Source organism: Amphritea sp. 1_MG-2023 (assembly GCF_030547545.1).
Taxonomy (GTDB): domain Bacteria; phylum Pseudomonadota; class Gammaproteobacteria; order Pseudomonadales; family Balneatricaceae; genus Amphritea.
This window is the reverse complement of record NZ_JAUOQE010000007.1, coordinates 40756-54539: the sequence shown is the minus strand read 5'-3', so window position 1 is coordinate 54539 and position 13784 is coordinate 40756. Positions and strand designations below refer to the sequence as shown.

Below are 13784 nucleotides of genomic sequence, written 5' to 3'. Positions count from 1 at the left end.
TCTATCGATTATTCAATCACCGGATCAGGGTACAGACGCCCCTGCTGCGATCAGTTCAACTTACCGTGACACTGCTTATATTTCTTACCCGAGCCACAAGGACAAGGATCATTACGGCCCACTTTTTTACCTTCACGCACAAAGGTTTCAACCTCGGGCTGCGCTTCAGGCTCTGACGCCGCGGCCACGTCGGCTTCAGCCTCATCAACCTCTAACGCAGACGAGGCGGCATGCTGAAAGTTCATCTGCTGCTGAGCCGCCTGTTCACGACGTTGACGCTCGACTTCTTCCAGCTCTTCCGGTTGACGCACCTGAACATGGCTGAGAATTTTAATCACATCGATCTTAATATTTTCTAACAGATGCTCAAACAGGATGAAGGATTCACGCTTATATTCCTGTTTCGGATTTTTCTGTGCATAACCGCGCAGATGAATTCCCTGACGCAACATATCCATCGATTGAAGATGCTCTTTCCACAGTGTATCGAGCACCTGCAACATCACCTGTTTCTCAAACAGGCGCATGTTTTCCACCCCAACAATCGCGGCTTTGGCCTGATAGTCTTCGACGATATCACGCAGAATACGCTGACGCAGGGTATCTTCATGCAGCGTATCATCCTTATCCAGCCATTCCTGAATCGGCATTTCCAAGCCAAACTCAGATTCTAAATGCTTTTCTAAACCTGGCACATCCCACTGTTCTTCCAAGCTTTGCGGCTTGATATAGTCGCTAATCGCATTTTCAACCACCTCGGCGCGCACCGCTTCAATGGTTTCTGAAATATCATTGGTGGCCATCAGCTCATTACGCTGATCATATACCGCGCGACGTTGATCGTTGGCGACATCATCATATTCGAGCAACTGTTTACGAATATCGTAGTTACGTCCCTCGACTTTGCGTTGTGCCTTTTCAATCGCATTGGAGACCATCTTATGCTCGATCGCCTCACCCTTCTCCATGCCTAGTGCTTTCATGAACTGACGCACACGGTCTGAGGCGAAGATACGCATCAGATCATCTTCCAGCGATAGGAAGAAACGCGATGAACCGTTATCACCCTGACGACCCGCACGGCCTCTTAACTGATTATCGATACGCCGAGATTCATGCCGTTCGGTACCAATAATATGCAAACCACCGGCCTTCAGCACCGCATCATGACGTTCTTGCCATTCGGCTTTCGCCGCCGCAATCTGCGCTTCGGTTGGGTTATCCAAGGTTTCGAGCACGGATTCAAACTTACCGCCCAAGACAATATCGGTACCCCGACCGGCCATGTTAGTGGCAATGGTCACCGCACCGGCACGGCCTGCATCGGCAATAATGGTCGCTTCTTTGCCGTGGTTTTTGGCATTTAGAACATTATGGGGGAAGTTTTTCTTCTTCAGGAAGTTAGAGATCAGTTCGGATGATTCAACCGAGGCAGTACCCACCAGTACCGGACGTTTTTCTTCAACGCAGTGTTCGATCTCTTTTAAAATCGCTTCATATTTCTCTTCAATGGTGAGGAATACCAAGTCGTTATAATCGATCCGTGCCACCGGCACATTGGTCGGAATCACCACGACATCCAAGCCATAGATCTGATTCAATTCGAACGCTTCGGTATCGGCGGTACCGGTCATACCGGACAGCTTTTCATACAAACGGAAATAGTTCTGGAAAGTAGTTGACGCCAACGTCTGACTTTCCTGATTAATCTTGACACCTTCTTTGGCTTCCACCGCCTGATGCAAGCCTTCAGACCAACGACGCCCAGGCATAATCCGACCGGTATGCTCATCAACGATAACCACTTCACCGTTCTGTACGATATAATCGACATCCCGCTGAAACAGGTTATGCGCCCGTAGCGCTGCCAATACATGATGCAGCATCGATAAATTTTGTGGCGCATACAGGCTTTCACCCTCTGCCAAGAGGCCCTCTTTAGCAAGCATCTCCTCAATACGCTGATGACCACGTTCCGTTAGTTCGACGGTACGGTTTTTCTCATCAACGGCAAAATCACCATCGATCTCAATCTCTTCCTTGGGATCGATCTCACCCTCGAACTTTTCCAATACCGGAATCAGGGTATTCATCTTACGATACATTTCCGAGCTATCTTCGGCGGCACCGGAGATAATCAACGGCGTACGCGCCTCATCGATCAAGATGGAGTCAACTTCATCGACCACCGAGAAGAAAAAGTCTCGCTGTACTTTATCTTCAACACTGAAGGCCATGTTATCGCGCAGATAATCGAAACCAAATTCGTTATTGGTACCGTAGGTAATATCACAATGATAAGCGTCACGCTTGGTTTGCGGCTCTTGTCCCGACAACACCACACCGACACTCATACCCAAAAACTCATACAGTGGTCGCATCCATTCGGCATCACGACTGGCCAGATAATCGTTCACGGTGACAACATGTACGCCGCGGCCCGCCAGTGCATTGAGATAAACCGGTAGCGTAGCCACCAAGGTTTTACCTTCACCGGTACGCATCTCAGCCACTTTACCCTCATGCAGCGTAATACCACCGATCATCTGCACATCGAAATGTCGCATCCCCATCACGCGACGAGACGCTTCGCGCACCACGGCAAAGGCTTCGGGTAAAATCCCATCGAGATTTTCACCCTGAGCCAAACGCGCTTTAAACGCGGCGGTCTTAGCTTTCAAATCCTCATCAGAGAGTTGTTCAACTTCGCTTTCATAGCTATTGATCTGCTTAACGACCTTACTCATCTGTTTGAGTACGCGATCGTTCTTACTACCAAAAACCTTCTTAAACATCGAAGTGAACATAATCTGATTATTTACCTGTTAGCAACGGCGGGCTTGAGCCGGTTAAAGTATTAAATTAACGCAACATTCTACATCTATTGGGGCATCAAATTGAATCTCAATAGGTATATTTTTTCGACGACTAAAAATGCTCGTTAAAATAGTAAAAAACCGGACTAGAGAGTCCGGTTTTTATTAGATTGAGGTGTTTCAGCTAATAGCAGCAGGCTGAAGATATGAAATAGGCATCGCTTGTTCTCGCCCTTCAAAGGTTACGACTTCCCATGCATCTTCTGTTTCTAATAGCTTACGTAACAGAAGATTATTCAAATAGTGGCCGGATTTAAAGCCATGAAACTCACCGATCAGGCTTTTACCCAGCAGATAAAGATCGCCCACGGCATCCAGTACTTTATGTTTAACAAACTCATCGTCATAGCGCAGACCATCTTCATTGAGAATGCGATAATCATCGACCACGATGGCATTATCCATACTGCCGCCGAGCGCCAAATTCTGAGCCCGCAAATATTCAATATCGCGCATAAAACCAAAGGTACGGGCGCGACTCACCTCTTTAACAAATGAGGTGCTCGAAAAATCAAGACTCGCTTGCATATTCCGCTCAGAAAACGCGGGATGATCGAATTCAATGGTAAAGCCCACTTTAAACCCTTCAAACGGTTTAAAGGTGGCCGATTTATCCTCTAACTCGACGCGAATCTCTTTTTTAATGCGAATAAACTGTTTCGGCGCATCCTGTTCCTGAATACCGGCAGATTGAATCAGGAACACAAACGGCGCAGCACTACCGTCCATAATCGGCACTTCTTCAGCACTCAATTCAACGATAATATTATCAATACCCAACCCAGCCATAGCCGACAACAGATGTTCGATGGTAGAGACTCGAACATCGCCTTTCTGTAGATTGGTTGATAGAGTCGTATCACCGACATTCTTTGCACAAGCATGAATTTCGACCACGGGGTCAAGATCGACACGACGGAAAACAATACCGGTATCCACAGGCGCAGGTTTTAATGTCAAATACACCTTCTGCCCAGTGTGGAGGCCCACGCCTGTTGCTTTAATGCTGTTGCGTAATGTACGTTGTCCGATCATATTTCCTGCCAAGGTTATGTTGTGGCGATTAACGCACCATTTTAGCAAAATTACGCCTATATCAGCAATAACTGATTCAGCGTAACACCGAGAACATCAGACTAACGGTTTAAAGCCGTTAGTCTGCCTGACGCCGCAGAAATGTCGGGATATCCAGATATGAATCGCTTTCTCCTTCAGCGCTATTTTTGGACTGCTCTGTGCGAGAAAGTTCCCTCTGTGACACTTTATTTTTTTCAGCACTGATATGGTCAGCCTTACGCCGATGCACCGCCGGCAACTCAAGCTGATCAAGATCTAACTGACCATCCGGTTTACGGTTATGACTGACGACCTTAACGGTGGTATCGGCAGGCTCCGCTTTCTGCAACCCCGTAGCGACCACCGTCACCTTAATATCATCGGTCATTTCGGCATCGATAACGGTACCCACGACGACGATAGCGTTGTCAGAAGCAAACTCTTCGATCACTTGACCCACATCGCTAAACTCACCCAAGCCTAAATCCAGACCGGCAGTGATATTTACCAAGATACCGCGAGCGCCCATCAGATCGACATCTTCAAGTAACGGACTACGCACCGCTGCCTGCGCGGCTTCCATCGCTCGATTTTCACCCCGAGCCATACCGGTACCCATCATCGAGGTACCCATTTCTGACATCACGGTACGTACATCGGCAAAGTCGACGTTGATCATACCCGGACGAATAATCAGATCGGAGATCCCCTGTACCGCGCCTTTAAGCACATCATTGGCTTCATCGAGCGCTTTCATCAGTGTGCAGTTTTTACCCAGCACCTGCAGCAGCTTTTCATTGGGCACAATGATCAATGAATCGACGTGCTCCGATAGCTCTTTGATCCCCTGATCGGCAATCAACATGCGCTTCTTGCCTTCAAACGGGAAAGGCTTAGTCACCACCGCGACGGTCAAAATACCCAGCTCTTTCGCCACTTGAGCGACAATCGGTGCCGCCCCCGTGCCCGTACCACCGCCCATACCGGCCGTGATAAACACCATATCAGCACCACTGAGCATCTCGAGGATCTGATCACGATCTTCCAATGCCGCCTGACGACCAATATCTGGATTCGCCCCGGCCCCTAACCCTTTGGTGATCTCACCGCCGAGTTGCAGCACACTGCGCGACCCCATACTGTTGAGCGCCTGCGCATCGGTATTGGCACAAATAAACTCCACCCCATCAACTTCAGATGAGACCATGTGCTCTACCGCATTACCACCACCGCCGCCAACACCAATTACTTTGATAACGGCGCTCTGTGCTAAGTCATTCACTAATTCAAACATATCCCTTCCCTCCAGGTTTAGTGCCCGCCCCGCACCTGTTTTGTGTTGCATTCTGTTTCATTTCTGACCATCACTTCCTGTGAATACTTCAATCACTCAGGGATAACACCTCGTGTATCATGCCCCGCTATCATTATTCTTAGAATCCGTTCTGCACTACGCTTACCAACTCATCAAAAATTCCCCTGAAACCAGCTTTGCATCCGTTGCAGTAAGCTGACGTGTTCAATGCTCTCGTCAACCGGCACTGCTTCTGTCAGATGCTGATTATCCTGTTTAGCGTATTGTAATAAGCCAATACTCGTCGCATAGATCGGGCTATTCAAGATATCGCCCATCCCCCGGACACCTTTTGGCAAGGCCAAACGCACCGGCATATGAAAAATCTCTTCTGCCAACTCAACCGCGCCTTCCATCTTCGCAGTACCGCCGGTTAAGACGATACCTGCCGCCACCAAATCTTCAAATCCGCTGCGCCGCAGCTCAGCTTGCACCAGGGTAAACAGCTCGTCATAGCGGGGTTCAACCACCTCCGCCAATGCCTGCCGCGAAAGATCCCGCGCGGGACGATCACCCACGCTCGGCACCTTAATGGTATCCTCGGCACTGGCCAACTGTGCGAGCGCGCAAGCGTATTTAATTTTAATCTCTTCGGCGTGCGGTGTCGGAGTACGCAACGCCATCGCAATATCATTGGTCACTTGATCGCCAGCAATCGGAATAACCGCCGTATGACGAATCGATCCGCCGGTGAAGATAGCGATATCGGTGGTACCGCCGCCCATATCCACCATGCAGACACCCAGCTCTTTTTCATCATCGGTTAATACCGAATAACTCGATGCCAACTGCTCCAACACCGAATTATCCACCGCCAAACCGCAACGCTGGACACATTTTTCAATATTCTGCACCGCATTCACCGCGCCGGTGACTAAATGAACCTTCGCTTCTAAGCGCACACCGGACATACCCAGCGGCTCACGGATACCTTCCTGATTATCAATCACATATTCCTGCGGCAAGATATGCAGGATTTTCTGGTCCGCAGGAATGGCTACCGCGCGGGCCGCATCGATGACGCGCTCGAGATCATGTTCCATCACTTCACCCTCGCGTACCGCCACGATGCCGTGTGAATTCATGCTCTTAATATGGCTACCGGCAACCCCCACCGTGACCGAGTGAATTTTACACCCCGCCATCAGCTCGGCTTCCTCCACCGCCCGTTGAATCGAGTGCACCGTGGATTCAATATTCACCACCACGCCTCGCTTCAGTCCGCGGGATTCGTGGGAACCGATACCGACGATATCAATCGTGCCATCCAAGCTAACCTCACCCACTAAACACACCACCTTTGAAGTGCCGATATCCAGTGCCACGATCATATTATTTCCAGGCTTCATCGCCATATTCTCTGTATCAACCTTTCTGCTGTTCATCGGTGGCAGCCAGTGGGCGCCACTTAACGGCAATGCCGTTGTTGTATCGAATATCAATCTGTTCTATCCGGCCAGCGTCGGCTTCTGCTTGCAAACGCTGCTGATAAACGGTCAAAAACCGCTCTAACCTAGCCACTACCTGATCGCGTCCCACCACCACACGGATACCATTATCGAGTAACAAGGTCCACGCGCCTCGCGCTTCCAACTGCAACTCTATTAATTGTAACCCCGTTTTGCGCAGCATCTGATTTAGATCGTAATATTCCGCCATCATCATCCCAGTATGACTCGATGGCCCCTTTAAACGGGGTAGCGCACTGTATTTAGCAACATCATCAGGCCAAAAAATATCGCCTTCATGATTTAACAGGCCATCCTCTCCCCAACGCGCAACGGGTACCTCTTCAGTCACCGTTAAATACAAAGCGGCGGGCCAACGACGACTGACCCCCACTTGATATACCCAAGGGTCTGCCTGTATACCCGCTTTGACCGCCTCAATATCGGCACTGAGCAAACCACCATCCATCAGCGCCACCGATTTGGCGGCCACCTGCTGACGATCAAGATGTTGCGTGCTGCCGGCAAACGTTACCTGCTGTACCGGTTGATCGAGCCAGCGATACAGCGAACCAAAACTGTAATGAGCCAAGGCAATAAACACCGCTAGCGCCGTCAACAGCGTAGCGGGTTTAATCCACCAATCGCCGTCCTCATCAATGGCACTATCTATCGCACGATCTATCGCACTCGCATTATCTATCGCACGATTGATGCCATTAGCTTTGGTACTGTCTTTAGCCGTTCCTTTGGCTCGTCCGCCAGCGTCTTTGCCGCTATCAGCTGTATTCGCAGTAATCGTGTCTCGATTTAAGTGCGTCTGCTCAGCCTCATTCTCCGAAGCCTTAAATACCTTTAAGCGGTTAATCCAGCCGCGTGCTTTCTGCTCGGTGTTACTCTCTGCTTTCTTATACACAGTCGCCGAAGCCCCCCTTTTGGGAGCCTCCGGCGCTTGCGTTTGATGAGAAAACAGTTTTTTTAACATGCCTTAAAGGCTCCCTCGCAAAATAGTCACCACCAGCTCGTTAAAGCTCATTCCCGCTTGTCGAGCTGCCATCGGCACCAAGCTATGATCGGTCATCCCCGGCAAGGTGTTGACTTCCAACAACTGAAAGCCGCGTTGCTGATCTAACATAACATCGACGCGCCCCCAACCACGGCATCCGACCATTTCAAAGGCTTGCTCCGATAAGCGCTTTAATTCGGCTTCCTGAGCTTCGGTCAACTCATTATCAAAATGATACTGCGTATCATTAGCCTGATATTTCGCCTCAAAATCATAAAACGCGTGCGACGTTTCCAAACGGATCACCGGTAGCGCTTTACCATTCAACACCGCCACCGTAAATTCAGGGCCATTGATCCAACTTTCTGCCAACACCGCCCGATCAAACTGCTGCGCCGCTTGAATCGCTTGTTGCAATTGCGCCGCGCTCTCGACCTTGCTCATGCCAATACTAGAGCCTTCATGAGCCGGTTTGATAATCATCGGAAAACCCAGCTGTTGGCCTAGCTGCTGTAGATCAGTGGTCTCGTCAGGCACCGCATATGCAGGTGTCGGTAAGCCTGCCGCCCGCCATATCTGTTTACACTTAACCTTATCCATGCCCAATGCCGAGGCCATCACATCGCTGCCCGTGTAGGGTTTAGCCATGATCTCTAGCACGCCCTGTAGCGTGCCATCTTCACCGCCACGCCCATGCATAATCAGGAAAGCGCGATCAAACTCGGCCTGTTGCAACTGCGCTAACGGATCGGCCCCTGCGGCACAAAGATCAATACCAAACGCATCCACATTGGCTTGTTTTAAGCCACGTAACACTTCGGCGCCACTTTTTAGTGAAATGCTACGCTCGGCAGACGAGCCGCCGTAGAGTACCGCCACTCGACCAAACTCGGCACGTTCCTGCGCAGATATCATAAAATAATCCATCAATCCGTCTCCACGGCAGACTCAGCCGCCGTTAAATCTAGCGTCGATAACTGATGTGCCAGCGCGGTGATATTACCCGCCCCCTGCGTTAGGAGCAGGTCACCCGGCTGTAACAGGTTTTTGAGTACGCTCGGCACCACATCAACCGATTCAACAAACACCGGATCAACACTGCCCCGCTGACGAATACTACGACACAGACTACGACTATCCGCCCCAGCGATAGGCTCTTCGCCTGCGGCATACACTTCCATCAATAACAGCACATCGGCTTCCGATAATACCTGCACGAAATCTTCATACAGATCGCGAGTACGCGTAAAACGGTGTGGTTGATTGATCATCACCAAACGCTTATCGGGCCACCCCTCTTTGACTGCACGAATAGTCGCCTGAACTTCACGGGGATGATGACCATAATCATCCACCAGCATCGCCGAGCCTCCCTTAACAGGTATATCACCCAATACCTGAAAGCGTCGTCCCACCCCTTCAAATTTTTTCAACGCGGCACAGATCGATGCATCATCAATGCCTTCATCACTGGCCACCGCTATCGTCGCCAGAGCATTCAAGACATTATGTCGGCCCGGCATATTCAACGTAACCTGTAAATCAGCACGGCCATCGGGACGTTTCACCGTAAAACTGGTTTGCATACCCCGCTGAACAATCGCTTGCGCGCGATAATCCGCCGCTTCATTCACACCATAGGTGACGATCGGCCGACCCACGTGCGGAATCACTTCCTGTACCACCGGATCATCGGTACATAACACCGCCAAACCGTAAAAAGGCAGGTTATGCAGAAAATCGATAAAGGTCTGCTTCAGCTTGCCAAAATCGCCACCATAGGTATCCATATGGTCGGCATCAATATTCGTGACAATCGCTACCATCGGTTGTAAATGCAGAAACGATGCATCGCTTTCATCCGCTTCGGCCACCAGATAACGGCTGCCGCCTAGCTTGGCGTTGGTGCCCGCACTGTTGAGTCGCCCACCAATCACAAACGTCGGATCTAAGCCGGCTTGCGCCATCACCGAGGCCAATAAACTGGTGGTGGTCGTCTTACCGTGCGTACCGGCAACCGCGATACCGTGACGATAACGCATCAGTTCTGCCAGCATTTCTGCCCGTCGTACAATCGGTATACGCCGTTCACGCGCAGCGCTTACTTCCGGGTTATCGTCACCGACCGCGGTTGAAGTCACTACGACATTCGCCGCGGTAACGTTCTCAGCGAGATGACCGATGAAGATTTCAGCTCCCATCTGTTGCAGCCGCTCGGTAGTCACCGATGTTCTAATATCAGAACCGCTAATCTGATAGCCCTGATTCAGCAACACCTCGGCGATACCGCACATACCCACGCCGCCGATACCAACAAAATGGATTCGACGAATTCGGCGCATCTCGGGAACTGCATACATTTCGGCGATATTATCAGTCACTTCTTCATTACCTCCAGACAGAACTTAGCAACGGTTTGACTCGCTTCAGGCTGCCCCAGTTGACGCGCTTTTTGCGCCATATCCAGCAGTACCCGACGATCATTCAATTGTTCTGTCAAAATATTGATTAGCCGATCTCGGCTCAATTCACGCTGTTGTATCAAGATCGCCGCACCTGCCTCGGCTAAATAGCGGGCATTACCCGTTTGATGATCATCCACCGCAAATGGAAATGGCACTAACACAGAAGCCACGCCTGCAATGCTCAACTCACTCACCGTGAGGGCGCCTGAACGACATAAGACTAAATCTGCCCAGCCATAAGCCTCATCCATCCGCTCGATAAACGGCACGACACGAATCGTGTCACGCTCTGTCAGCCCTACCGCGCGATACAGCGCTTGGGTTTCGGCTAAATTACGCTTACCGACCTGATGCAAAACCTCCAGCGTCACTCCCTCAGGCAAGCCATTTATCACCTCGGGCAATAATTCATTAATCGCCTTAGCACCCAGGCTTCCACCAACGACTAACAACCGTAGCGGGCCATCTCGATCGGCAAAACGTTGCGCCGGCTCTGGGAGTTGCAAAATATCACCACGTACCGGATTACCCACCACGGTGGTGTTAATCTTGTCGCTAAACGCGCCGCCAAAGGCTTCGAGCACGCGCCGCGCCAGCCGCGATAAAATTTTATTGGTCATACCGGCATAGGCGTTTTGTTCATGCACCAAGACAGGAATACCGCTCAACCAGGCCGCCAGTCCTCCTGGGCCAGACGCAAAACCGCCCATCCCCAGCACCGCATCGGGTTTAACCCGACGCAACACCCTGAAGGCTTGATACAGCGCCTGCAGCAAGCGCAAGGGTGCCAGCAGTAAGCTTAACTTGCCCTTACCACGCAGCCCTTTCACCTCAATACAGTGCAATTTAATCTCTGCAGCAGGTACCACATCCGCTTCAATTCCCGCCGCCGTGCCCAGCCATTCAACCGATACCCCCTGTTGACGTAAACAATCGGCGGTTGCCAGCGCCGGAAACACATGTCCACCGGTACCCCCGGCCATGATTAAGACTTTACGAGCGTTATCCATCAGCGTTACCTGCTGTCAATTTTTGCTGCTTCCCTGACGGCTTACTCACCGCATTCACCTGTAACCGTTTCAACTCGTAATCGACTCGCATCACGATCGCAATCATGACGCAACTGATCACCAAACTACTGCCGCCATAACTCACCAAGGGCAACGTCAAACCTTTCGTCGGTAGCGCACCGACATTAACGCCGATATTAATCAACGCCTGCCCTGTCAGCATGATGGCAAAGCCATACACCATATAGGCCATGAAAAATTGCTGTAACTTTTCCGCTCGCCGACCGATGCGAAACATCCGTTGTGCCATCAGGCCATATAAAACTACCACCAGCAACGCAAACACTAAGCCCATCTCTTCGGCCAATACCGAAAACACAAAGTCGGTATGTGCCTCTGGCAGATAAAACAACTTTTGCACACTATTACCCAAGCCGGCACCGAACCAATCACCTCGACCAAAGGCGATCTGCGCTTGCGCCAACTGATAGCCTGAACCGAAAGGATCGGCCCAAGGATCGAGAAACGTCTTCAAGCGCACCACACGATAAGGCTGTAACATCGCCAACGATGGAATCACCACGGCACAGCCAATCACGATCAAGGCAAACTGACTAAACTTCATACCGCCGAGAAAAATCATCCCCATGACACTGCCCATCAATACCACCGCGGCACCGAAATCGGGTTCTAAAATAATCAAGAAGACAAAAAAGGCCAGCGGTAACGCCGGCTTCGCAATGCCTTTCCAGCTGCTGCGCACTTCACTCAGGCGGCGCACCAAATAACCCGACAAATAAATCACCATGGCAAACTTTGCCACTTCCGATGCTTGCAGGTTGATCGGTCCTAATGGAATCCAGCGCACCGAACCATTAATTTCACGACCGACTAGCAGTACTAACACCAACAGAACAGCACCTAACAATAGCCACCAAGGGCCACTCTTCTGCCAGAAAGCGATGGGAATTCTAACGGCGATAATCGCCGCCGTGAGGCCCAGCAGAATAAAGATTCCGTGCCGAATCATATAAAAAAACGGGTTACTATTACGCACCGCAGCCACTTCAATAGAGGCCGAGCTGATCATGACAAAACCGATCAAAATCAGGCATAAGGTGGCCGCCATCAATAACGGATCGAAGGGTAATACCCGATCATTCAGCCTCACTGGCATCGTTGCCGAGCCTTTTAGCGCAGCTGAAACGGCGCTACTCATAGTCCCTCCACCGCCTCAATAAAGGCATCGCCACGGGCGGGAAAACCGCTAAACATATCGAAACTGGCACAGGCCGGCGACAACAGCACGATATCACCGGGCCGAGCCAGCTGTGCTGCCCGTTGTACCGCCGCGCTCATGCTGTCAGCGTAATGTGCCTCGACATCCGTCACCGCAGCAGCAATCAAGGGCGCGTCTTCACCGATCAGTACTAGCCCTCTCGACGCTGCCCGTAATGGCTGATCGAGATCACTAAAATCGGCCCCTTTACCCACGCCCCCCGCGATTAGAACGATTTTGTTACCTTCCGCGAGACTCGCGGATAAACCATTAATCGCCGCCACGGTCGCGCCGACATTAGTGCCCTTACTGTCATTAAAATAATGCACACCCTGCTTATCGGCGACCCACTGACAACGATGCTTTAACCCCGTAAAGTCTCGCAGCGTTTGCAACATAGAATCCAGCGGCAGACCGACCGCTTCACCCAGTGCCAATGCCGCCAAGGCATTAGCCAAATTATGCTGACCTTGAATCTTGAGTTCACTGATCGCCAACAGTGGCGTTAAACCCCGAGCCAGAAAAACCTCGCCCGCTTGATTCAGTAGGCCAAACTGATTCAGATCGGGCCGCCCCAAACCAAAACTACGGATATTAACGCCGCTGCTTACCAACGGTGAGGTTAACGGATCATCACGATTGACGATCACATTCGCGGCACCTTTAAAGACCCGATGTTTCGCTTGATAATACAGCGCTAGGCTATTGTGATAGCGATCGAGATGATCGGGACTGACGTTCAACACGGTAGCCGCCGCCGCTCGCAGATCATTCACCGTTTCCAACTGAAAGCTGGAGAGTTCCAACACATAGAGCGCTTGCTCGCCCACGCTGAGCATATCTAACACGGGGGTACCGAGGTTGCCACCAATGCCGGTATCAATCCCCGCATCCCGTGCCATCTGGCCCACCAAGGTTGTCACCGTGCTTTTTGCATTCGAACCGGTAATGGCAATGATCGGTGCCGTCACCGCCTGACAGAAGAGATCGATATCGCCACTGAGTTTCACGCCCGCCGCCACGGCGGCCTGAATCGCAGGCTGATCTTTCGCTACGCCGGGACTCAATAGGATTTCACTGGCGCGACACAACAATGTTGCATCCAATTCACCGCAATGCACTTCCACCGCCGCAAACTCTTCCTTAATCAACGCAAGATTCGGCGGCGCATTCCGCGTATCAACGAGCATAAACGGTAAACCTTTAGCCGCTAAATAGCGGGCACAGGAAAGCCCGGTCTGTCCCAGTCCGATGATAATCCGCAATTGATCCGTCGCTATCAGGCTCACA

The 13784-nt window shown here is 51.0% G+C and carries 10 protein-coding genes; all 10 read right to left on the bottom strand.

Annotated features, from left to right (window positions below; translation table 11 throughout):
* Positions 1–50 precede the first annotated feature (50 nt).
* Positions 51–2807, bottom strand: coding sequence for a preprotein translocase subunit SecA (gene secA / locus Q4488_RS05800; protein ID WP_303579520.1), 2757 nt, complete (start codon positions 2805–2807; stop codon positions 51–53).
* Between the two features lie 189 nt (positions 2808–2996).
* On the bottom strand, positions 2997–3911 hold the full coding sequence (gene lpxC, locus Q4488_RS05795) for a UDP-3-O-acyl-N-acetylglucosamine deacetylase (protein WP_303579519.1): 915 nt from the start codon (positions 3909–3911) through the stop codon (positions 2997–2999).
* Positions 3912–4029: 118 nt separating this feature from the next.
* Positions 4030–5226, bottom strand: coding sequence for a cell division protein FtsZ (gene ftsZ, locus Q4488_RS05790; protein ID WP_303579594.1), 1197 nt, complete (start codon positions 5224–5226; stop codon positions 4030–4032).
* A 173-nt stretch (positions 5227–5399) separates the two neighbouring features.
* Complete coding sequence (gene ftsA / locus Q4488_RS05785; RefSeq protein ID WP_303579593.1) at positions 5400–6635, bottom strand: cell division protein FtsA; 1236 nt, start codon at positions 6633–6635, stop codon at positions 5400–5402.
* A gap of 16 nt (positions 6636–6651) precedes the next feature.
* The gene (locus Q4488_RS05780; RefSeq protein ID WP_303579518.1) at positions 6652–7719 is read right to left on the bottom strand and encodes a cell division protein FtsQ/DivIB; all 1068 of its coding nucleotides are present in this window, start codon (positions 7717–7719) and stop codon (positions 6652–6654) included.
* A 3-nt stretch (positions 7720–7722) separates the two neighbouring features.
* Entirely contained in the window at positions 7723–8667 is a 945-nt protein-coding gene (locus tag Q4488_RS05775) for a D-alanine--D-alanine ligase (RefSeq protein ID WP_303579517.1), read from the bottom strand.
* On the bottom strand, positions 8667–10100 hold the full coding sequence (gene murC / locus Q4488_RS05770; RefSeq protein WP_303579592.1) for a UDP-N-acetylmuramate--L-alanine ligase: 1434 nt from the start codon (positions 10098–10100) through the stop codon (positions 8667–8669). Before murC ends, Q4488_RS05775 begins: the two co-directional genes overlap by 1 nt.
* Positions 10101–10117: 17 nt before the next feature.
* Positions 10118–11215 carry an undecaprenyldiphospho-muramoylpentapeptide beta-N-acetylglucosaminyltransferase gene (murG, locus tag Q4488_RS05765; protein WP_303579516.1) on the bottom strand — a complete coding sequence of 366 codons (1098 nt, stop codon included), beginning with the start codon at positions 11213–11215 and terminating at the stop codon, positions 10118–10120.
* Positions 11208–12434, bottom strand: a complete 1227-nt coding sequence (gene ftsW, locus Q4488_RS05760) for a putative lipid II flippase FtsW (RefSeq protein WP_303579515.1) — start codon at positions 12432–12434, stop codon at positions 11208–11210. Before ftsW ends, murG begins: the two co-directional genes overlap by 8 nt.
* On the bottom strand, positions 12431–13783 hold the full coding sequence (gene murD, locus Q4488_RS05755; RefSeq protein WP_303579514.1) for a UDP-N-acetylmuramoyl-L-alanine--D-glutamate ligase: 1353 nt from the start codon (positions 13781–13783) through the stop codon (positions 12431–12433). The genes ftsW and murD overlap by 4 nt, the downstream gene beginning before the upstream one ends.
* Position 13784 lies beyond the last annotated feature (1 nt).